The 21,248-nt window shown below is 63.8% G+C and carries 21 protein-coding genes and 2 tRNA genes; 11 read left to right on the top strand and 12 right to left on the bottom strand.

The genetic code is table 11. The annotated features are described in order from the left end of the window. Positions 1–20 precede the first annotated feature (20 nt). Positions 21–1,217 (top strand): phospholipase D-like domain-containing protein, encoded by a 1,197-nt coding sequence (locus AC1RRJ_RS11325; protein ID WP_493122654.1) that lies wholly within the window; start codon positions 21–23, stop codon positions 1,215–1,217. Here the strand turns inward: AC1RRJ_RS11325 and AC1RRJ_RS11320 are convergent. Beyond that, positions 1,214–1,852, bottom strand: a complete 639-nt coding sequence (locus AC1RRJ_RS11320; RefSeq protein WP_493122652.1) for a class I SAM-dependent methyltransferase — start codon at positions 1,850–1,852, stop codon at positions 1,214–1,216. The two genes, AC1RRJ_RS11325 and AC1RRJ_RS11320, sit on opposite strands and share 4 nt — an antisense overlap. A gap of 151 nt (positions 1,853–2,003) precedes the next feature. Between AC1RRJ_RS11320 and AC1RRJ_RS11315 the strand changes: the two genes are divergently transcribed. Then, on the top strand, positions 2,004–3,302 hold the full coding sequence (locus AC1RRJ_RS11315; protein ID WP_493122650.1) for an MFS transporter: 1,299 nt from the start codon (positions 2,004–2,006) through the stop codon (positions 3,300–3,302). On the opposite strand, the gene AC1RRJ_RS11310 is transcribed toward AC1RRJ_RS11315, so the two are convergent. Beyond that, entirely contained in the window at positions 3,299–5,623 is a 2,325-nt protein-coding gene (locus AC1RRJ_RS11310) for a CDC48 family AAA ATPase (protein ID WP_493122648.1), read from the bottom strand. The two genes, AC1RRJ_RS11315 and AC1RRJ_RS11310, sit on opposite strands and share 4 nt — an antisense overlap. Before the next feature lie 158 nt (positions 5,624–5,781). Here AC1RRJ_RS11310 and AC1RRJ_RS11305 point away from each other — a divergent pair, with 158 nt between their 5' ends. After that, complete coding sequence (locus AC1RRJ_RS11305; protein WP_493122646.1) at positions 5,782–6,660, top strand: LysR substrate-binding domain-containing protein; 879 nt, start codon at positions 5,782–5,784, stop codon at positions 6,658–6,660. A gap of 8 nt (positions 6,661–6,668) precedes the next feature. On the opposite strand, the gene AC1RRJ_RS11300 is transcribed toward AC1RRJ_RS11305, so the two are convergent. Both AC1RRJ_RS11300 and AC1RRJ_RS11295 read right to left on the bottom strand, forming a co-directional pair. Next, complete coding sequence (locus tag AC1RRJ_RS11300) at positions 6,669–7,754, bottom strand: AI-2E family transporter (protein ID WP_493122644.1); 1,086 nt, start codon at positions 7,752–7,754, stop codon at positions 6,669–6,671. 91 nt (positions 7,755–7,845) lie between these two features. After that, positions 7,846–7,920: transfer RNA gene (locus tag AC1RRJ_RS11295), tRNA-Thr, on the bottom strand. 116 nt (positions 7,921–8,036) lie between these two features. Between AC1RRJ_RS11295 and AC1RRJ_RS11290 the strand changes: the two genes are divergently transcribed. Continuing rightward, positions 8,037–8,165 (top strand): hypothetical protein, encoded by a 129-nt coding sequence (locus tag AC1RRJ_RS11290; protein ID WP_493122642.1) that lies wholly within the window; start codon positions 8,037–8,039, stop codon positions 8,163–8,165. Here AC1RRJ_RS11290 and AC1RRJ_RS11285 read toward each other — a convergent pair. Together AC1RRJ_RS11285 and AC1RRJ_RS11280 are read right to left on the bottom strand one after the other, a co-directional pair. Beyond that, positions 8,155–8,469, bottom strand: a complete 315-nt coding sequence (locus tag AC1RRJ_RS11285) for a DUF1905 domain-containing protein (RefSeq protein ID WP_493122640.1) — start codon at positions 8,467–8,469, stop codon at positions 8,155–8,157. The two genes, AC1RRJ_RS11290 and AC1RRJ_RS11285, sit on opposite strands and share 11 nt — an antisense overlap. A gap of 4 nt (positions 8,470–8,473) precedes the next feature. Continuing rightward, positions 8,474–9,478 (bottom strand): peptidylprolyl isomerase, encoded by a 1,005-nt coding sequence (locus tag AC1RRJ_RS11280; protein WP_493122638.1) that lies wholly within the window; start codon positions 9,476–9,478, stop codon positions 8,474–8,476. A gap of 74 nt (positions 9,479–9,552) precedes the next feature. Between AC1RRJ_RS11280 and AC1RRJ_RS11275 the strand changes: the two genes are divergently transcribed. Beyond that, a tRNA-Ser gene (locus AC1RRJ_RS11275) sits at positions 9,553–9,643 on the top strand. A gap of 40 nt (positions 9,644–9,683) precedes the next feature. Here the strand turns inward: AC1RRJ_RS11275 and AC1RRJ_RS11270 are convergent. The 3 genes from AC1RRJ_RS11270 to AC1RRJ_RS11260 form a co-directional block, all read right to left on the bottom strand. Next, the gene (locus tag AC1RRJ_RS11270) at positions 9,684–10,214 is read right to left on the bottom strand and encodes a dihydrofolate reductase family protein (protein ID WP_493122636.1); all 531 of its coding nucleotides are present in this window, start codon (positions 10,212–10,214) and stop codon (positions 9,684–9,686) included. Positions 10,215–10,390: 176 nt separating this feature from the next. After that, positions 10,391–10,600, bottom strand: coding sequence for a hypothetical protein (locus AC1RRJ_RS11265; protein ID WP_493122634.1), 210 nt, complete (start codon positions 10,598–10,600; stop codon positions 10,391–10,393). 158 nt (positions 10,601–10,758) lie between these two features. Beyond that, a complete protein-coding gene (locus AC1RRJ_RS11260) occupies positions 10,759–11,676 on the bottom strand; it encodes a LysR substrate-binding domain-containing protein (RefSeq protein WP_493122632.1) in 918 nt (305 codons plus the stop codon). A gap of 117 nt (positions 11,677–11,793) precedes the next feature. On the opposite strand from AC1RRJ_RS11260, the gene AC1RRJ_RS11255 reads away from it, so the two are divergent. The 6 genes from AC1RRJ_RS11255 (at position 11,794) to AC1RRJ_RS11230 (ending at position 15,865) form a co-directional block, all read left to right on the top strand. Beyond that, positions 11,794–12,663: a pirin family protein gene (locus AC1RRJ_RS11255; protein ID WP_493122630.1), complete on the top strand. Its 870-nt coding sequence runs from the start codon at positions 11,794–11,796 to the stop codon at positions 12,661–12,663. Positions 12,664–12,810: 147 nt separating this feature from the next. After that, positions 12,811–13,452: a hydrolase gene (locus AC1RRJ_RS11250; RefSeq protein WP_493122628.1), complete on the top strand. Its 642-nt coding sequence runs from the start codon at positions 12,811–12,813 to the stop codon at positions 13,450–13,452. A 59-nt stretch (positions 13,453–13,511) separates the two neighbouring features. After that, the gene (locus tag AC1RRJ_RS11245; RefSeq protein WP_493122626.1) at positions 13,512–14,192 is read left to right on the top strand and encodes a hydrolase; all 681 of its coding nucleotides are present in this window, start codon (positions 13,512–13,514) and stop codon (positions 14,190–14,192) included. 17 nt (positions 14,193–14,209) lie between these two features. Then, positions 14,210–14,491, top strand: coding sequence for a GNAT family N-acetyltransferase (locus tag AC1RRJ_RS11240; RefSeq protein WP_493122624.1), 282 nt, complete (start codon positions 14,210–14,212; stop codon positions 14,489–14,491). A 22-nt stretch (positions 14,492–14,513) separates the two neighbouring features. After that, positions 14,514–15,401 carry a pirin family protein gene (locus tag AC1RRJ_RS11235; protein ID WP_493122622.1) on the top strand — a complete coding sequence of 296 codons (888 nt, stop codon included), beginning with the start codon at positions 14,514–14,516 and terminating at the stop codon, positions 15,399–15,401. A gap of 26 nt (positions 15,402–15,427) precedes the next feature. After that, on the top strand, positions 15,428–15,865 hold the full coding sequence (locus AC1RRJ_RS11230) for an OsmC family protein (protein ID WP_493122620.1): 438 nt from the start codon (positions 15,428–15,430) through the stop codon (positions 15,863–15,865). A 2-nt stretch (positions 15,866–15,867) separates the two neighbouring features. Here AC1RRJ_RS11230 and AC1RRJ_RS11225 read toward each other — a convergent pair whose 3' ends face one another. Genes AC1RRJ_RS11225 through AC1RRJ_RS11215 form a run of 3 tightly spaced genes read right to left on the bottom strand, consistent with a single transcriptional unit; the run spans position 15,868 to position 21,242 of the window. Continuing rightward, positions 15,868–16,803 (bottom strand): cation diffusion facilitator family transporter, encoded by a 936-nt coding sequence (locus AC1RRJ_RS11225; RefSeq protein WP_493122618.1) that lies wholly within the window; start codon positions 16,801–16,803, stop codon positions 15,868–15,870. 1 nt (position 16,804) lies between these two features. Continuing rightward, complete coding sequence (locus tag AC1RRJ_RS11220) at positions 16,805–20,071, bottom strand: efflux RND transporter permease subunit (RefSeq protein ID WP_493122616.1); 3,267 nt, start codon at positions 20,069–20,071, stop codon at positions 16,805–16,807. A gap of 1 nt (position 20,072) precedes the next feature. After that, the gene (locus AC1RRJ_RS11215) at positions 20,073–21,242 is read right to left on the bottom strand and encodes an efflux RND transporter periplasmic adaptor subunit (protein WP_493122614.1); all 1,170 of its coding nucleotides are present in this window, start codon (positions 21,240–21,242) and stop codon (positions 20,073–20,075) included. Between the last annotated feature and the right edge of the window lie 6 nt (positions 21,243–21,248).

The following is a 21,248-nucleotide window of genomic DNA, read 5'->3' as shown; positions in this document are numbered from 1 at the left end:
CCACCGCCTATGAGCAGGTGATGACCGAAACGCCCGGCCCCGCCCCAACTCCCGACCGACTGACGGCGGATGTTGCCGGCCACCGGCTCGAACTGCTGTTCGACGGCGCCGAGCGACTGGCGCGGCTGATCGCGCTGATCGACGATGCCGCGCACAGTATCGACATCATCATGTATATTTTCGAGCATGACCGCGCCGGAACCGAGGTGCTGGACCGGCTGGTCGCGGCGGCCGAACGCGGCGTGCGCGTGCGCGCGGTGATCGACAGTTTCGGCTCGTCGGATACTCCCGATGCGATCTTCGCCCCGCTGCGCGCTGCGGGCGGCAGCGTGACCTTTTTCTCGCGCCACTGGCGGTCGAGCTATCTGATCCGCAACCATCAGAAGCTGTTGCTGATCGACGGCCGTATCGCCGTGACCGGCGGCTTTAACATCGCCGACGGCTATCTGAGCAACGAAGGCGAAACCTGCTGGTTCGACCTTGGCCTGTTCGTCGAAGGCCCATCACTGTCGCGCATCGTGCAATGGTTCGAGGATATTCATGACTATACCGTCCGGGACGACGGGAAATTGCTGATCCTTCGCCGGATGATCCGCGAATGGCCGATCGCGAACGGGCCGGTGACATGGCTGGTTGGCGGCCCGACCCAGCGCCTGTCGCCATGGGCCCGCGTCGTGCGCGGCGACCTCGACAAGGCGCGGCGGCTCGACATGGCCATGGCCTATTTCTCCCCCGGGCAGGGCATGTTGCGGCGGCTCGGTCGCGTCGCGCGGCGCGGCGCGGCGCGTTTCGTGATGGCGGCCAAGTCGGACAATGCCGCGACGATCGGCGCCTCACGCCTGCTCTATGGCTATTTGCTGCGCAAGAAAGCCACGATCTGGGAATATCGGCCGTGCCGATTGCATATGAAGCTGATCATTATCGACGATGTCGTTTATGTCGGTTCGGCCAATTTCGACATGCGCAGCCTGTTCATGAATGTCGAAGTGATGCTGCGTATCGATGATGCGGGCTTTGCAGAGCAGATGCGCGGTTTTGTCGACGGGCTGGAGGGCGATTGCGACGTCATCACGCCCGCGGTTCACAAGACGCGCGGCACCTTCCTGACGCGGCTGCGCTGGACGCTGGCGTGGTTCGTCGTCGGCCTCGCCGACTATACCGTCACACGCCGGCTGAACTTCGGGCTCACCGAAAGCGATCCGCGGCTGGAACTTTAGTCCTTCCAGCCCCAGAAGAGGAAGCATGGCGGAACATTGACCCATTCGAACGCATTGTCGATGCGGGTAAAATGTGCGGCGAGGAAATCGCGCGCGCGGGCGCGGAACTGATAGACGAGAAAGGCACCGCCGGGGCGCAACGCGCGATGCGTCGCCGCAGCGATCGCCGGGCCAACGCCGGCGGGCAGCGTCGAGAACGGCAGGCCCGAAAGGATATAATCGGCCTTCTCAAAGCCATGCGCGGCGATAATAGCCTCGACATCAGCGGCCGATCCATGAACGGCCACGAAACGGCTGTCGCGAATATCCTTGCGCAGATAGTCGATAAAATCTTCGTTGGTGTCGATCGCGATCAGCATCGCATCGCCCGCCATGCGTTCGAGAACCGGACGGCAGAAGGTGCCGACGCCGGGGCCATATTCGACGAACAGCTTCGTATTTTTCCAGTCGACCGGCCGCAGCATGTGCCGGATCAGCGTCGGCGATGACGGGACGATCGATCCAACCATCACCGGATGCTTGATGAACCCGCGGACAAACATGCCCCATGGTCCGAAAAAGCGTTGCAACCGGGTACGAATCCGGTCGGTCAGCGCGATCTTCGTAGCTTGGGCCTGCGCCCGAGGATTGGTCATGATGGCTTTCGCGTTGTTGCGGGTCCCCATGGCGTGGCAAAATCGACGCGCGGACGCAAGGAAAGAGTCAGTCTTGACTCTGGACAGGCCGCCCTTCGGCTGTAGGGTGGGCGCAAGCTTGCAAGCGATGAGCAACGGGAACGGGGCGAATATGACGACAAAAACCCCTTCCATTCCCGCCGACCGCATGGCGGTCCTCTTCGCGGTCATGCTCGTCGCGGCGGCGGGCAATACGGCTATGCAGTCGATTCTGCCCGCGATCGGTGCCAAGCTTCACATCCCCGACGTCTGGGTCAGTCTGGCATTCAGCTGGTCGGCGCTGCTCTGGGTGCTGACCGCGCCGCACTGGGCGCGCCAGTCGGACAAGCGCGGGCGCAAGGCACTAATGGCGCTTGGCGTGTTCGGTTTCCTGTCGTCGATGGCTTTGTGCGGCATCGTACTGTGGGCCGGACTGAAGGGCCTGATCGGTGCCGGGGTCACCTTCATCGTCTTTGCGCTGTTCCGTAGCCTCTACGGCGGCTTGGGGTCCGCGGCGCCGCCCGCGGTGCAGGCCTATGTCGCATCGCGCACCGAGCCCGAGGAGCGGACGCAGGCCCTGTCGCTCGTTACGTCTTCCTTTGGCATCGGAACGGTCATCGGGCCGGCGGTCGCGCCCTATTTCATCCTGCCGATCGTTGGAATGGCAGGCCCGATGCTGATCTTTGCTCTGATCGGACTGATCGTCCTTGCTCTGCTGCGCTGGCGTCTGCCCAATGATACGCCGCGTTTTGCCGCGCGCGGGGCTATCGCCTCCTACCCCTTGTCCGCCGGCCCCACCGAGCCGACAGGCGAAGCGGAGAATGATCCCGACACCCCCGTGCAAGAACCGCTAGGCTGGCGCGACGGGCGCGTTCGACCATGGCTGTTTGCGGGCCTCCTTGGCGGACAGGCACAAGCGATGGCGATCGGCGTCATCGGATTCCTCGTCCTCGACCGCCTGCATTTGCGAGCCGACCCGGATACGGGCGCGAAGCTGACGGGTACGGTCCTGATGGCGGGGGCCTTCGCGACCCTGCTCGCGCAATGGGGACTGATCCCGCTGTTCAAGATGACACCGCGCCCGACGGTGTTATGGGGTGCCGCGCTCGCCATTTGCGGAATATTGATGACGGGTCTCGCGCAGGATTTGCACAGTATCATTCTCGGCTTCGCTATCGCATCGCTCGGCTTTGGCTTGTTCCGCCCCGGCTTTACCGCGGGCGCTTCGCTCTCGGTCCCGCGCCGCGATCAGGGCGCGGTGGCGGGCATGACCGCGTCGATCAACGGCTCGGCCTATATCATCTCGCCCGCCATCGGCGTGCTGCTCTACAGCTGGCACCCGATGGCCGCTTACGGCCTGATGGCGGCGTTCTGCGGCTGGCTGGTGGCGTGGGGCTGGTCCGCGCTGAGGCTGGACCAGCCGGCCACTTAATCCTTCGCGTCGCCGTCGTGCTTGCGCTCGCGCACGGGTTTGAGCATGCCGGGCGCGAAGAAGCCGATCGGATCGACGCTCATCGCGGCCTGTTTGATCTCACCCTGAATTTTTTCATAATCTCTTTCCATCGCCTCGGTCACCGAGGCGCGGGTGTCCTTCAGCGCAGCTTCGAAATCCTCCATCGTCACCGTTTCGCTGTCGATCGAACGCTTGAGCGCGGCGAGTCCCGCGCGCCGCGTCAGATCTTCCAAGTCGGCGCCAGTGAAACGATCCGACCGTTCGGCGAGCGCCGCCAGATCGACATCCTTCGCCAACGGCATCTTGCCGGTCTGGATTTCGAGGATGCGGCGGCGCCCTTCCTTGTCGGGCACCGCGACATAGATAAGTTCGTCGAGGCGCCCCGGGCGGAGCAACGCCGGGTCGATCAGGTTCGGACGGTTCGTCGCGCCGATGACGACGACCGACTGCATCTCCTCGATCCCGTCCATTTCGGCGAGGATCGTGTTGACGACGCGTTCGGTCACCTGCGGCTCGCCTGACGTGCCGCTACCCCGCGCGGGCACCAGACTGTCGAGCTCGTCGATGAAGACAATGCACGGCGCGACCGCCCTCGCCCGCGCAAACAACCGCGCAATCTGCTGCTCGCTCTCGCCATACCATTTCGAGAGCAGGTCCGACGATTTGATCGAGATGAAATTGGCATCGGATTCGCGTGCGGCGGCTTTCGCGAGCAATGTCTTGCCGGTTCCGGGAGGACCATAGAGCAGAAAGCCCTTGGCCGGGCGGATACCAAGCCGGCGGAACGCCTCGGGATTCTTCAGCGGCAGCTCGATCCCCTCGATCAGCTTGTCGCGCGCGGCGTCGAGACCGCCGATGTCGCTCCAGCGTGTCTTCGGCGCCTGCACCATCACTTCGCGCATCGCCGACGGTTGGACGCGCTTCAGCGCATTGTTGAAATCTTCGCGCGTGACGCGCAATTCCTCGAGCACCTCAGGCGGGATCGTCCCTTCCTCAAGGTTGAGCTTGGGCATGATGCGGCGTACCGCCTCGATCGCCGCCTCCCGCGTCAGTGCCGCCATGTCGGCGCCGACGAAACCAAAAGTCGTACGCGCGAGTTCGGCGAGATCGACATCTTCGGCGAGCGGCATGCCGCGCGTGTGGATGCCAAGGATTTCGCGCCGCCCGCTCTCGTCGGGGACCCCGATCACGATTTCGCGGTCGAAGCGACCCGGACGGCGCAGCGCCTCGTCGATCGCATCAGGACGGTTGGTCGCGGCGATGACTACCAGATTGGTACGCGGCTCCAGCCCGTCCATCAGCGTCAGCAATTGCGCGACGAGGCGCTTCTCGGCCTCGCCCGTCACCTGCCCCCGCTTGGGCGCGATCGAATCAATTTCATCGATGAACAGGATCGACGGCGCGGCCTTGGCCGCCTGTTCGAAAATATCGCGCAGCCGCTTTTCGGATTCGCCATAGGCGCTACCCATGATCTCCGGCCCGTTGATCAGGAAGAATTGCGCTTCGCTTTCATTGGCGACGGCACGCGCAAGGCGCGTCTTGCCGGTGCCCGGCGGGCCATGAAGCAGCACCCCGCGCGGCGGATCGACGCCAAGGCGCCGGAAGAGTTCGGGGTAGCGCAGCGGCAACTCGACCATCTCCCGGAGCTGGTCGATCGTATCGCCAAGCCCGCCAAGATCGTCATAAGTGACATCGGTGCGGCGCGCATCCTGCGGCTCCTGATATTCGGGGAGCAGCTCGACCTCGGTATTCTCGTCGATGAAGACGACGCCTTTGGGGGTCGCCGACACGACGAGGAGGCGAACCTCGGCGAGCGCATAGGCTGGCGCATTGAGCATCTGGCGCAACTGCGGCGGCATATCCCCCGCCGAAACACGCTGCTGCCCCGCGGTCGCGACGGTATCGCCAGCGACGAGCGGGCGGCCGAAGAAACTGCGCTTCAGTGCCATCGCCGAACCTTGCAGCCGCAGATTTTCCTGCGCCGGAGCAAAGACGACGCGGGTCGCCGGACGCGTCTCGACGCGGCTCAGTTGCACCATATCACCCGCGCCCGCCCCCGCATTGGCACGCTGCAGGCCGTCGAGGCGGATAACCTCCAGCCCCTCATCCTCGGGATAGGGCGCGACGACGCGCGACGCAGTCTGGCGCTTGCCGCTGATCTGGATGATATCGCCCTCGGTCACGCCCAGTTCGGCCATCGCCGAGCGCGGGATGCGAGCGATGCCGCCGCCGCTTTCTTCGGCCCGCGCGCTGGCGACCTGCAGCTTGACCTGCTTTTCCTTACCCTCTGCGTCAGCCAATTCGCGTCTCCCTAAAAACGTCAGAATGCGAAGATAGGATGGTCGTTCCCGATTTGCGACCCCCCCTTGCCCGCCATTGGCCCGTCAGGCTTTATGCCGCACTGCACAAATTTCTGGTATGTTCATCAGCAACATGTCATCACTCCGCGGAGACGAACATGCCACGCCTTCCTCCCCTCAGCAGCATGGAGGCCTTTCTGGAGGTCGCCCGCCACGGCACGGTCAAGGCGGCCGCGACCGAGCTTGGCCTGTCGATGCCCGCGCTGTCGCGGCGCATCCAGACGCTCGAGCATGCAGTGGGCCGCCCGTTGTTCAACCGCCACCACCATGGCCTGAGCCTGACCGAAGCCGGACGCGCATTGCAGGACCAGCTATCGCCGATCCTCGACGATTTGCGCGCGGTGATCGGGCAGATCAGCAGCCCCGACGCCTCGCTGCGCCTGCATCTCAACGTCCTGCCGCTCTTTGCCCAGCAGCGCCTTTTTCCGCGCCTGCCTGAATTGCGAAGCGAGCATCCCGAATTCCATATCGATATCGAAACCATCTCGCATGCCGAAGCACGACTAGGCGACGGGATCGACGTTGCGATCGCTCTCGCCCGCTCAATCGACCCGGCGCTCTATGCGGCGCGGCTCGACCAGGACAAGATTTTCCCGATTGCGGCGCGCTCGCTCGCCAGCGGCGATCAGGCGATCACGGTACCCGAACAATTGCAGCGGATGAACATCCTGCTTCACCGCGAAATGCCCGAGACCTTCCTCGAGTGGAAGAAGGTGATCGGCATGCCTTATCTGGAACCAGCGGGGTTCGACTATTTCGATTCGGGGCCGCTGATGCTCGAAGCCGCGGCGCAAGGCATCGGCGTCGCCTTCATGCACGGCCATCACTTCGACGACGCCCACGACCCGCGGCTGGTTCGCCTGTTCGATTTCGACGTCGACAGCCCGTACAGCTACTGGTTTGTGTGCCGCCCGCGCGCGCTGCGTCAGCCTGCGGTGAAAATTTTCCACGACTGGCTGCTCGCAGCGAAAATCTGAACCGGCTGTTACGCGCTGGTTGGCGGCGGTGATTCGGCGCGCATTGTCGTCGCAATGTCCCACACAGCGATGAACATCGCCGCGATCACCGGGCCGATCACGATACCATGAAACCCGAACAGCTGGAGCCCGCCCAGCGTCGTGATCAACACGACATAATCGGGAATGCGCGTCTCGCGTCCGACGAGGATGGGACGAAGCACATTGTCGACCATTCCGATCACGAACAGGCCGCAGAAAATCAGCACCACGCCCTGCCAGACCGCGCCAGTGAACAGCAGATAGAAAGCCATCGGTACCCATACGAGCCCGGTGCCGACCGCAGGCAGCAGCGAAGCCGCGCCCATCAGCACGCCCCACAATAGTGCCGCTTCGATCCCCAGCGCCCACAGCACGATCCCGCCGATCAATCCCTGGAGGATCGCGACGACAAGGCTGCCCTTGATCGTTGCACGCACCACGACGATGAACCGGGTCACCAGCAATTCGAGGTGATCGATACGCAGCGGCACGGCATCGCTGATGCGGCGCTGCAGGCTTTCGCCGTCGCGCAGCAGGAAGAAGGCGAGGTAGAGCATCACCATCAGCTTGACGAACAGGCCCAGCAAGCTCTGCCCCAGCGACAGCGCCTGAGTCAGGATCGCGCGAACACCTTCGGCCGCGCTGCCACCGAGCATCGTCTTGGCGGCAGCGATATTCTCAACCCCCAGCCGCTCCAGAGCCGTCGACATCCAACCCGGCATGCCCGACTGGAACCCCGCCCAAATCTGGGCCGGATTGATATCACCCGACTGGATGCGCTGATAAACCGTCGCCGCTTCTTCCACCAACGCCACGGTCAGAATGGCAGCGGGCAGAATCACGACACCGATGATCGAGAGGAGCGTCAGCAGCGCCGCACCATTGTGCCGGCCCGGCATCCAGACAAGCAAACGGCGATAAAATGGCATGAACAGGATGGTGACGATCACCGCCCAGAGAATCGCCGCGAAAAAGGGCCACAGGATAAGTGCAAAAGCGGCCGAAACGGCGATCAATATGGCCAGAAACGGCCAGCGATCGTTTGTGATGGCGCGCTTGTCCTTACCCGCCATGTTCGCACGCTCCCCAAAACCGCCAAACGGCGTTCGCCGGTTCTAGACCGGCCGCCGAGCGCGCGTAAAGCGCGGAATATATCCGGAAGAATGGTGCTGCTGGGGAGGATTGAACTCCCGACCTCGTCATTACCAATGACGCGCTCTACCACTGAGCTACAGCAGCAGCTGGGCCGTCGCAAACATGTGTTCGCTGGGCAGGCGCGGCCTATGGCTGGGTGCCTTGCCCCTGTCAAGCGGCGAGACTTGACGCCGTGCCGATTTCGCAGGATGGGCTGTGCCGTGAGCAAAACACCCTCTCCTGCCGACCTCGAACGCGAACGCCGTCTGGCGGAGGCGCTCCGCGCCAATTTGCGCAAGCGCAAGGCGCAAGCGCGCGACGTAAAGGCCGACGAGCCGCCTAAAGACTGACGGTCACCGTCACCGCATCGCCCTCGGATATTCCCTCGGCCTTTCGCACCGCAGCTTTTACAGGGAGCAGCCAGCCACCGCTTTCCTTGTGCGGAAAGACCGAGGTTTTCCAGCGCGTGTCGCCAATCTGCACATCGACCCGCGCCGATCCAAATCCCTTGCGGCCATCGAGCCATTGCCCGCTGATCGCTGCCAGCCGAATCTCATCAGCGACATCGCCCGCGATGGTAACGAAAAACCACGCCGCGGGCGCCGTCGCCGATTGCCAGCGCCAGAGCGGGGTGGTGACGGTGAAATCCTCCATTGCGTTACTTCGCCGTCACAGCGCGCACGGGGACCGGAATGTTGCAAATATCGGCCCCGCCCGCTGGCTTGATGAAAAAAGGATCACGCCGGTTCTGGCGCGCGTCGGCATAGCGCGCGAAGCTGTCGCTTTCAGTCGAGAGATATTCAAATTTCGGCTGGTCGGAGGCAGGCATCTCGGTCGCAATTCGGATCGACTTGATCGGCACACGCTCAGCCTCATCTTCATAAAAGCCAAGCGCGCCGGTGCCACGCGGCAGGCTCGACAAATGCTCGATCCCGCTGATCACGCGGCCAACAACGGCAATGTTGCGATCGAGATGGCGCGGCGCATGGCCGATAACGGCATAAAGCTCGGCGCCGCTTCCGGTATCAGGCGACATGTTGCGGCCAACGCCGACCGCGCCATAGCAGTGGACGGGCCAAACTCCTGTCGTGTCTGCAGCCAAAATCCACCCGTCAGCGGCACCCGCAAATGCAGCGTAGCTATCTGTGAATTTCCCATCCGACTTTGGCATTGAGGCCGCCCTGATCGCCTCGTCGGCAGCTTCCTCTGCAGTTGGTACCTTATCCGATTCTTTTGCCAACCGACCGCTAATATATGAATATCCTCGGTCACTTGAAACATACTCCCTCTCCGGCACGATCGCCAACCCCTTCGGCAACGGCTTCTTCTCCGTCGCATCGCCCCATTGCGCCACATAGTTATCCTGCACGCGGTTGACGCTCGTCCCGTCCCACCAGCGCGCCGCCGCGAGCTTGCGGATATTGTCGATCCAGCCCTGGCTGAACGGCGCGGGCATCAGCTGAATGACGACGCGGCGCGCCTTGCCCTTCGCATCGGGCGCAAGCTCCATCACCAGCAGGTCCGAAGGCGCGATGGCGATCCATTCGTCAGCCTTCGCGGCGGCCGAGATCTCACCCGGCGACGGAATCGGCGCGGGCTCCTGCGCCTGAACCGGAAGGGCGAGCGATGCGGCGGCGGCGGCGGCGAGGAGAAGCTGTCTCATGTCCTTGATCTGCCATGTCCATGCGACTTGCGAAAGCCCCGCCAAGCGATTAGGGCGCCTCTTCCAGTGCATGCGGAGCGGTGGCCGAGTGGTCGAAGGCGCTCGCCTGGAAAGTGAGTATACGTCAAAAGCGTATCGTGGGTTCGAATCCCACCCGCTCCGCCATTTACCGCCGCAGATCTGCTGGTCCGGGCGCACAGCGCGATCAAGCGGGAACGTAGGTCAACCTGACCGCCTTCTCACCAATCAAATCGCTGGCAACAAGGCGGAGCGGCGGCCGGGGTCCGGCAAAAAATGCTGTGCCGCATCCAAGCACGACGGGATGAAGATAGAGTCGATACTCGTCGATCAGACCGAATTCGGTCAGGCTTTGCGCCAAATCCGGGCCCGAAACGGCAACCTCCCCGGCAAGTCGATCCCTCAGCCCGCGTATCACCGCCTCGACCTCGTCCGCGACAAGGGTGGCGTTGGGGCCGACGGACGTCAACGAGCGCGACACGACCCATTTCGGCTGGCGCCGCCACGCCGCCGCAAAGTCGCATAATTCTGGCGTCCACGCGGGATCGTCCTCGTCCCAATAGCGCATGATCTCATACATGCGGCGGCCGTAAACACTGCCCGTCAGGCCGCGCACATGCTCTGTCCAGTGGCGGAAAAGTGCGGGATCGGGCGCAAATTTATCGTGGTCGACATAGCCGTCCAGCGACTGGTTCATTCCAAAGACGATCTTTGCCATGCTGCCAAATCTCCGATCCGGATTATTGGACCAGTGTAATTCGCCGGGGCACGAAGGCAAAGTCGGGAGCGCATTGCGCGTAGTTCGACAGGACAGCAACAACATGCGCTATGACATAGCCATGGTCACCGCTTCGCAGGCCTCCGCCCGCCATCGCCCTTCAAGGGGCCCGCCGTCTAGGAACGAGCGCGCCTCCAGCGCAGCCCGACCATCAACACAAAGGGCCAGAAGATCGTATTGATGATATCGAACATCGTGTCGGGCATCCGCCATGCGCCATGTGCCGCCCGGTCGACGGCTTCCTTGGCCAAAGCCGCAGCCAGCACCGTCAGAAACGGCGTCCACGTCGCCAGCGATCGCCGAGTGACCAGGCGTGCCAGAAACATCACCGCCATCCCGGCGTGGACGTGAAGAAGTGAATCGGACGCCCCCGTCCGATCTCCGACACTTTGGACAACAAATTTATAGATTTCAAAATATTCAATCATCGCGTGTCTTTGGACGCGCCGGTCCCGGCTGTCTATTCTCATGCGCCGGCAGGAGGCTATGGCATCGCCTGCGCCGCACGGCCGCGCTGCACCGCGCATTCGCGTGCGAGGAAGTCGAGCAGCGCGCGTACCGACGGCAACAGTCCGCGCCGCGACGGAAAAACCGCGTGGATGATCCCGGCGGGCGGGCGCCAGTCGGGCAGGACATGAAGAAGCCGCCCAGCCTCAATATCCTGCCAGATCATCATAGTCGGCAACTGCACCACCCCGACGCCCCCGATTGCCGCTTCGCGCAGCGCCGCCATGTCGTCGGTGATCAGGCGGGGATGATGGCGAATTGCCGCGATCGCACCGTCAGCATTTTCCAGCTGCCATAGATGGTCGCGATGCGGCGGCCCGAGATCGAGACTGGGAAGCCCCTTGAGGTCGGCGGGAAAGCCGAGCGGCCCGTCGACCAGCACCGGACTTGCGACGAGGCATTGGGTGCTGTCGTCGAGCCGCCGCATCACCAGATGGCTCGATTCGAGCGGCGGGAAGCGCACGCGGATCGCAATATCGAAACCTTCGGCGACGACATCGACGCGGCGATTGCTACCCTCGAGATGAAGCTCGATCGCCGGATTCTCGGCCATGAAGCGCGCAAAGAGCGCCCCGAACTGAAACTGGAGCAATGCAACCGGACAACTGATCCGGATGACCCCGCGCGGCTCGGCGCGGCGTTCGGCGACCAGTTGCTCGGCCGCCTCGGCCTCAACGAGCACCGCGAGGCAACGCTGATAAAAGTCATGGCCGATCTCGGTCACCGAAAAATGGCGCGAGGATCGGTTGAGCAGCCGGACGTCGAGGCGGTCCTCGAGTGCAAGGATGCGGCGGCTGAGCTTCGACTTCTGCAGTCCCAGCGCGCGCGCCGCAGCCGAGAAGCCGCCATGATCGACGACCTGGACGAAATAATAGAGGTCGTTGAGGTCCTGCATCGTTCCAGTGATAGGACGCTGCGTCGGATATCGCAATCTTCTGCGCGCAGCGTTGCTCATTTATATCGGGCTCAACAGCGATGAGGCGCCTTCGTCCGTCGCGCTTGGAGACACGCTATGAGCAAGACCATTTTGGGCCGCTATGGCAATGACCGCGGCCACTGGGTGGGCGACGGCTTTCCCGTTCGCTCGCTCTTTTCGTACAATATGCTGGGCGAACACATCAGTCCGTTCCTGCTGCTCGACTATGCGGGGCCGCATTATTTCGCGCCCACGACCGATCGCCGCGGCGTCGGCCAACACCCGCATCGCGGCTTCGAAACCGTAACGATCGTCTATGACGGCGAGGTCGAGCACAAGGATTCGGCGGGCAATGGCGGCATTATCGGCCCCGGCGACGTCCAGTGGATGACCGCTGCGGGCGGCATCCTGCACGAGGAATATCATTCGCCGGCCTTCGCCAAGACCGGCGGACCGTTCAGGATGGTGCAGCTGTGGGTCAATCTGCCCGCCAGGGACAAGATGGCGCCCGGCGGATATCAGGGCATCGTCGCGGCTGACATTCCGCAGGTTGATCTGCCGCAAGGTGCGGGCACGGCGCGGGTTATCGCAGGCGAACTGCTCGGCGCGAAGGGGCCTGCAAAGACCTTCACCCCGATCAACGTCTGGGACGTCCGGTTGAAAGCCGACGCCAGTGTCACCCTCGACCTGCCCGAAGGCCATACCGCGATGCTGGTCGTGCTTGGTGGCCATGTCACGGTGGGCGGCAGCGAGCCGGCGGGCGAAGCCGAAATGATCATGCTGAGCCGCGAAGGCGGCGATGTGGCGATCCACGCCGACGGCGATGCAACCCTGCTGGTGCTGACCGGCGAACCGATCGACGAGCCGATCTTTGGCCACGGTCCGTTCGTGATGAACACCGAGTCCGAGATCCGCCAGGCGATCGACGACTTCAACAACGGCAGGTTTGCGCAAGTCGCAGCCTGACGCGAACCCGGCTCCCCCCCTCCCCCGTCCTCCCGGCGAGCCGGGTTCATCCTGTTCGGGGCGGCCGCCCGCGCCGCCCAAACCGCCGGACAAGCTCCGCGCGGCATTGATGGCGGGCATCCGACAACCGACGAAAGGAACCCCGACATGTCCAGCGAACCGATCCGCGATCCCGAGGCCGACCATCTGCTCACCCCGCAGAATTCGGCCTTCATCATCATCGATTACCAACCCGTTCAGGTGAATTCGATCGCCTCGATGGACCGGCAATTGCTGCTCAACAATATCGCCGGCTGCGCGCGTGCGGCGGTCGCCTATGACCTGCCGATCGTCCACTCGACGGTGAATGTCGAAACCGGCCTCAACAAGCCGCCGGTGCCGCAGGTCCGCAAGATACTCGGCGACTATCCAACCTATGACCGCACGACGATCAACAGCTGGGAAGATGTCGAGTTCAGGAAGGCGGTCGAGGCGACCGGGCGCAAGAAGCTGATCATGACCGCGCTGTGGACCGAGGCGTGCCTGACCTTCCCCGCGCTCGACGCGCTCGCCGAGGGCTATGAAGTCTATGTCCCGGTCGATGCCGTCGGCGGCACCTCGCTCGCCGCGCACGACGCCGCGCTCCGCCGCATCGAACAGGCCGGCGGCAAGATGATTTCGGTGCCGCAGCTGTTTTGCGAACTCCAGCGCGACTGGAACCGCAGCGAGACGGTTCCCGCCTTCATGAACCTGTTCATCGAAACCGGCGGCACCGCCGGAATCCAGTTTTCGTACGACAAGACCGACTGACACCCTTTGCCCCGCGCCGCCCGGCGCGGGGCCTCCCCCAGAATCTTTGGAGAAGCCCCATGTCCACCCCCGCCAACTTCAACGGCCAGCGCCCGGTGATCGACCCCGATGATGCAGTCATGCTGTTGATCGATCATCAAAGCGGCTTGTTCCAGACCGTCGCCGACATGCCCTTTCCGGTGCTGCGCAACCATGCGACCGCGCTCGCGAAAATGGCGACGCTGACGAACATGCCGGTGATCACCACCGCCTCGGTACCGCAGGGTCCCAATGGCCCGCTGATCCCCGAAATTCACGAAAACGCCCCGCACGCACGATATGTCGCGCGCAAGGGGGAGATTAATGCGTGGGACAATCCCGACTTTGTCGCGGCAGTGAAGGCGACGGGCCGGAACACGCTGATCATCGCGGGCACGATCACCAGCGTCTGCATGGCCTTCCCCGCGATCAGCGCGGTGCAGGAAGGCTATAAGGTCTTCGCCGTGGTCGACGCTTCGGGCACCTATTCGAAGATGGCGGAGGAAATCACGCTCGCGCGCGTGGTGCAGGCCGGGGTTGTCCCGATGGACACCGCCGCGGTCGCCTCCGAACTCCAGCGCACCTGGCACCGCGACGATGCCGCCGAATGGGCACAAGTCTATACGAAGATCTTCCCGCCCTATCAGCTCTTGATCGAAAGCTATGCCAAGGCGCAACAAGTGGCGACCGAGCATGAAATGCTCGACTCGGCGCGCGGCTGAAAACGGGAGATAGAGTGGTGAGCGACCAGATCATCGACAATGTGGACCAGCGACGCTTTGAACTGGCGCTGGACGATGATCTGGTCGCCGCCGCATATTACCGGATCGAGGACGGCCGGGTCGTGCTGACCCATACCGAAGTGCCCTATGAATTTTCTGGCCAGGGGATCGGATCGCAACTCGCGCGCGGCGTGTTCGATGCGATCCGGGCCAGCGGGCGCAAGGCAGTGCTCAAATGCAGTTTCATGGCGCGCTTTTATGCCGCGCATCCCGAATATGCGGATATTGTCGACGGCTGACCGTCGACGGAGGAGAATAAAAATGATCGAAATGGTGATCGAACAGCGGCGGCGCAGCCTTGGCGGCGGGCTCGAGGTCGGCCGGGTGCTGCCCTTCGCCAAGCGGCGCATGGTGGGGCCGTTTGTCTTCTTCGACCATATGGGGCCGCTCGACGTCGCGGCGGGTGCCGGACGCGACCTCGATGTCCGGCCGCATCCGCACATCGGCCTGTCGACCGTGACCTATCTCTTTTCGGGTGAGATCATGCACCGCGACAGCGTCGGGTCGGAGCAGGCGATCCGGCCGCAGGAGGTCAACTGGATGACCGCCGGGAGCGGGATCACCCACAGCGAGCGGTTCGAAAAGGCGCGCGCGACGGGCGACCATCTTCACGGTATCCAGGCATGGGTCGCGCTGCCGACCGCCGACGAAGAAGAAGCCCCCTCCTTTTCGCACCACGCGGGCGCCGATCTGCCGCACTGGAACGATGGAGGGGTCGAGGGGCATCTGATCGCGGGGAGCGCCTATGGCTTGACCGCCGCGGCGCGGACCCATTCGCCGCTTTTCTATGCCCATCTCGACATGGCGCCGGGCGCGGTTGCCGAGATCCCGTCCGATTTTTCGGAACGCGCGCTCTATGTTGCAACCGGTGCCGTCGAATTTGACGGCGCGCGGTACGACGCGGGCAAGATGCTCGTACTCGGCAAAGGCGCGTCAAAACTGCGCGCAACCGAGGCGGCAACGGTGATGCTGCTCGGCGGCGAGCCGATCGGCGAGCGCTTCCTCTACTGGAACTTCGTCTCCTCGTCGCAGGACCGGCTCGTGCAGGCGGCCGAAGACTGGAAGGCGGGCCGGATGAAGCTTCCCGATGCCGACCATGACGAGTTTATCCCGCTGCCCGACGGGCCGCCGCCGCCGACCAAATCCTGAAGCCGCGACCCGCAGGAGGAAAGAATATGACCGACATTGTCAGCGCCACCGTCTCCGAAAGCGGCGAGAGCGATTTTGCCGTGCGCATTACCACCGGGCGCCACAGCCTGACCGGCGACGAGCCTGCCGACATGGGCGGCAAGGACCTTGGCCCGTCGCCCTACCAGCTGCTTGCATCGGCGCTCGGCGAGTGTACCACGATGACGGTACGCTGGTTCGCGCGGCAGCAGAAATGGCCGCTCGACCATGTCGCGACTGAGGTCACGCACCGCAAGGGCGAGGTCGAAGGGCGCACCGGAAAGGTCGACATCTTCAGCAAGACGGTGGCCATCCGCGGCGATGCGCTGACCGACGAGCAGCGTACCCGCCTGCTCGACGTCGCGGCGAAATGCCCGGTGCATCGCACGCTCGAAAATGGCGCACATATCACCACGGAAATGGCCCCGGCCCCCGCGACCGCATGAAGTCAGGGGTGCATAATCCCCTCGCCGTCCTCGCAGGTCTCGGCCTCGGTCTGGATCGTCGCATGGCGAATGTCGAAGCGCGAGGCGAGCATATCGATCACCGCGCGGCGGACCGTCTCGGCATCGCCGCCGCCCGATAGCGCGACATGTGCGGTCAGGCTCGCGTCGTCGCCCGCGACCGACCACAGATGCAGATCGTGGACGTCATCGACCCCCGCAACCTCTTCCATCGCCGCGCGAATGGCCTTGAGGTCGAAGCCGCGCGGAACGCCCTGTAACAGGATATGGGTGGTGTCGCGCAGCAGCACCCAGGTTCGTGGCAACACCCAAAGGCCGATCGCAATCGCGACGATCGGGTCGATCCAGTTGTACCCGGTGAGGTAGATAGCGACCGCCGCACCGATTACCCCGACTGAACCCAGCATATCGGCCCAGACCTCCAGATAGGCGCCCTTGATGTTGAGGCTGCTTTCCTTGCCGCCTGCAAGGATACGCATCGCGATCAGGTTCACGATCAGCCCCAACGACGCGACCGCCAGCATCCCCAGCGATTCGACCGGCCGCGGGTCGAAGAAACGCGCAATCCCTTCGATCGTCACATAGCCCGCGACCGCAAACAGCAGGATCGCGTTGAACGCCGCCGCGAGTATCTCGAACCGGCGATAGCCGAAGGTGCGCTTGTCGTCAGGCGGGCGCTGGCCGATCCGCACCGCAGCCAGGGCAATGGCGAGCGCGGCGGAATCGGTGAACATATGCGCCGCGTCGGACAGCAGCGCGAGGCTGTCGAAGACATAGGCTCCGACCAATTCGGCCACGAGGAAAGTGGACGTCAGCCCCAGCGCGAGGGCGAGCCTTTTGCTGCTCGCCCCCGCACCATGATTGTGACCGGCATGACCACCGCCACCGGCGTGATCCGTATGGGAGTGGGTGTCGCTCACATCACTTCTCCTGGCTGCCTTCGCTCGGGACCGCCGGGCCCCCAAGCGTGGTGACATCGCTATAATCGCCAGCGACATGTTTCCGATATCGCCCGCGCAACAGCAAGTGGCTGATCGCCGGAAGCACGAACAGCGTCAGCAGGGTCGAGGTGATCAGCCCGCCGATCACGACGATCGCGAGCGGCTTCTGCACCTCGGCCCCCGTTCCGGTCGCGAGCGCCATCGGCACGAAGCCGATCGCGGGGACGATCCCCGTCATCAGCACCGCGCGCACACGCTCCATGATCCCCTCGCCAATCGCGACATCGACGGGCTTGCCCTCATCGATGCGCTGATTGATACTCGTCATCACGACCAGCCCGTTGAGCACGGTGACACCCGACAGCACGATGAAGCCCACCGCCGCCGATACCGAAAAGGGCAGCCCGGTCAGCAGCAGTGCAAACACCCCGCCAGCGAGCGCCAGCGGGATCGCCGAATAGACCGCAATCGCCTGTCGCACGCCGCCCAGCGCCATGAACAGGATTCCGAAGATTGCAGCGAAGATCAGCGGAATGACGACCGACAGGCGCGCCGAGGCGGCTTGCAGATTTTCGAACTGCCCGCCCCATTCGATGAAGCTGCCCGACGGCAATTTCACCTGTGCCTTCACCTTCTCCTGCGCTTCGGCGACGAACGAGCCGAGGTCGTTACCGCGGACATTCGCCTGCACCACAACGCGGCGCTTGCCATTTTCGCGGCTGACCTGATTCAGCCCTTCGGAAAAGCTGAATTTGGCGAGTTCGCTCAGCGGCACCGACGCCCGCGTGCCGCCTTCGCCGGGAAGCAGCACCGGAAGTGCCCCGACCGCATCGAGATCGTCACGCGTCGCACCGTCGAGCCGGACGACGATATCGTACCGCCGGTCACCCTCGAATATGATGCCCGCCTCACGCCCGCCGAGCGCCGCCGCAACGGTATCGCTGACATCCTGCAAGGTCAGCCCGTAACGCGCGATGGCATCGCGATCGAACTGGACGTCGAGCACGGGGAAACCCGCCGTCTGTTCGACCTTGACGTCGGCGGCGCCGGGCACGGTGTTCAGGATCGCCGCGACCTGCTGTGCTGCGGCGCCCATTTCATCGAGATCGTCGCCGTAAAGCTTGATCGCGATGTCGCCGCGCACCCCGGCGATCAGCTCGTTGAAACGCAGCTGGATCGGCTGGCTGATTTCAAACGCGTTGCCGACCAGCGGTTCGAGCTGTTTTTCGACCCGCGCGATCACATCATCCTTGGTCCGCACCCCGTCGGGCCACGCGTCGCGCGGCTTCAGGATGATGAACGTATCCGACGCATTGGGCGGCATCGGGTCGCTTGCGACCTCCGCCGTCCCGGTTTTCGAATAGATGAAGGCAACCTCGGGCAGCGTCGCCACCGCCTTTTCGACCTGAAGCTGCATCGCCTGCGACGTCGCGAGCGAGGTCGAGGGGATGCGCAGCGCCTGCATCGCCAGATTGCCTTCGCCGAGCACCGGGATGAACTCGCTGCCGAGCATCCCGAAGGCCAGCACGGCAGCGGCGAAGGTGCCACCGCCCGCACCGATCCACGGCCAAGGCCGCGCGATAACGCGCTCGAGCAGCGGCGCATAGCGGCGTTTGACCCAGCCGATCGCCTTCACTTCCTTTTCGGCGACCTTGCCGCGAATGAGCAGGGCAACCATCGCCGGCACGAAGGTCAGCGAGGCGATGAACGCGCCGCCCAGCGCGAGCAGGACCGTGATCGCCATTGGCGAGAAGGTCTTGCCCTCGACCCCGGTAAAGGTCAGCAACGGCACGAAGACGAGGAAGATGATCGCCTGACCATAGATCGTTGGCTTGATCATTTCGCGCGAGGCTTCGAACACCTCGTGCAACCGCTCGGACAGCGTGAGCAAGCGCCCTTCATAATGCTGTCGTTCGGCAAGGCGTCTGAGGCAGTTTTCGATGATGATGATCGACCCGTCGACGATCAGCCCGAAATCAAGCGCGCCGAGGCTCATCAAATTGCCTGACGTGCCGGTGATGTTCATCCCCGTCCCCATCACAAGGAACGAGATCGGGATGACCAGGGTCGCGATCACAGCGGCGCGAAAATTGCCGAGTAGCCAGAACAGCACGGCGGCCACCAGCAAAGCGCCCTCGGCCAAGTTTTTCTCGACCGTACCGATGGTGGCATCGACCAGTTCCGACCGGTCGAGGACCGGCTTTACCACGATCCCAGCCGGCATCGACCGCGCGACGTCTTTCAACCGCTCGGCCGCCGCCGATGCGACAAGGCGGCTGTTGCCGTTGGCGAGCATCAGCACGGTGCCGACGACCAGCTCCTTGCCATTTTCCGACGCCGATCCGGTGCGCAGTTCGCCGCCGATCACGACCGACGCGACGTCGCGCACCAGCACCGGCACCCCGCCACGGCTCGCCACAGTCGCACGGCCTATCTCGTCGAGGGTACGGATGCGGCCGTCGGCGCGCACGAGGAAAGCTTCGCCCCCGCGCTCGACGAAATGCGCACCGACCGAGATATTGGCGCGCTCCAGCGCTTCGGCGAGTTCGGAAAAGCTGATGCCGTAGCTTGCCAGCTTCGTCGCGTCGGGCTGAACGACGAACTGCTTTTCATAGCCGCCGATCGAATCAATCCCGGCGACACCCGAGACCGAACGCAGTTGCGGGCGGATCACCCAATCCTGCACCGTGCGCAAATAGCCGAGCTTGGCGACCTCATCGGTCAACAACTCGCCCGACGGAGTCATGTACGAACCATCGGGCTGGAACCCCGGCTTGCCCGCGCTCTTCGCCTTGCCCACGCTTCGGTCAAAATCGACCGTGTACATCAGCACTTCGCCAAGCCCGGTCGACACCGGGCCCATTTGCGGTTCGGCACCGTCAGGCAAGGTGCCCTTGGCCTGATTGAGCCGCTCGGCGACCTGCTGCCGCGCGAAATAGAGGTCGGTGTGATCTTCGAAAATCACCGTGACCTGACTGAACCCATTGCGCGAGATCGAGCGCGAGCTTTGCAGGCCCGGAATGCCGGCCATCGCGGTTTCGATCGGAAAGGTGACGAGCCGTTCGATGTCGAGCGGCCCCAGATTGGGTTCGACCGTGTTGATCTGGACCTGTTTGTTGGTGATATCGGGAACGGCATCGATCGGCAGCTTCAGAAGCTGTGTTAGTCCGTAAGCCGAAATGATGAGGGTAAGGAGGACCACCGCCCAGCGAAAGCGTAGCGACGCATCGAGAAGTTTTTCGATCATCTCAATGCTCCGCCTCGCCCTTGCCGAGTTCGGCCTTGAGCATGAAGGCGCCGCGCGTCGCGATCACCGCGCCGGGCTTGACCCCGTCAACGATCTCGATCCGCCCGCCGCCGCGATTACCGGTGACCACCGGAACCGTCTGAAAACCCTTGGAGGTCTTCACAAACACGACGTCGCGTCCCTCGACCGACTGCACCGCCTCGTCGGGTAGCGCGATCGGGCCGGCCGCAGTACCTCCGCGCGGTTTGATCCGTGCGCGCAGTCCCTGCCCCGGCGTCAGTCCGGTCACACTGTCCGGGACCAGAACGACCGTTACGGTCCTGCTTTCGGGATCGAGGCCGGGAGTCGCCGAGCGCACGACGGCGGTGACGGTTTCGCCGCCGGGCAGTTCGACGACCGCCGTGTCGCCGGGCTGGACCCGGCGCGCATCGATGGCGGGCACCGATGCCTCGATCTGAATGCGACGCGGGTCCGACACGCGGAACAGCTCGGTTCCAGCGGGAACATAAGCGCCCAGTCGCGCGTCCGATTTGGTGATCCGGCCGGAGATGAGGCTAGTCACCGCGAGCGTGCGACCATCACCCGACAGGTTGGCGGCCGACGCCGCCGATTGCGAACGCCGCGCTTCGGCTTCGGCTGCGGCGAGCGCTGCCGCCGCGCCTTCCAGATCCTGTTTCGCGGTGATGCGGGCGTCGAACAGCTTCTTTTCACGCGCATAGGTTGACCGTGCAAGCGCCAGCTGCGCCGAAGCCGAGCTGCGTTCCGAGGCAATCGCAGCCGCGTCGCGGCTCTCGATCACCGCAACCGTATCGCCTGCCCGCACAGCATCGCCGAGACGGCGGTGAATGCGGGTGATCGCGCCGTCGGCGCGCGCGGTGAGCACAGCCTCGCCATCGGGCGTCGCCGCGACGATGGCCTGCGCCAATATTTCCGACCCCAGACCGCCCGCCTGAACGGTTTCGGTCATGATGCCGGCGCCCTTCGCGCGGGCTTCATCCATCAATATCTGGCCTTCGACATGCCCCTCTTCTTCGGCTTCGGCGGGTGCCGCAGCGGCAGCAGATGGTGGCGCCATCGACCGGCCGAGCAATATGCCCCCGCCGCCCAACACGAGCGCGCCCACCGCAACCGCGGCGAGCAAATATTTCCGATTTTCCATCATGTTCATCATCACTAT

This window comes from Sphingopyxis sp. GW821-FHT12C06, assembly GCF_058807415.1.
The sequence above is the reverse complement of the archived record's forward strand: the minus strand, read 5'-3'. Positions and strand labels throughout refer to the sequence as shown.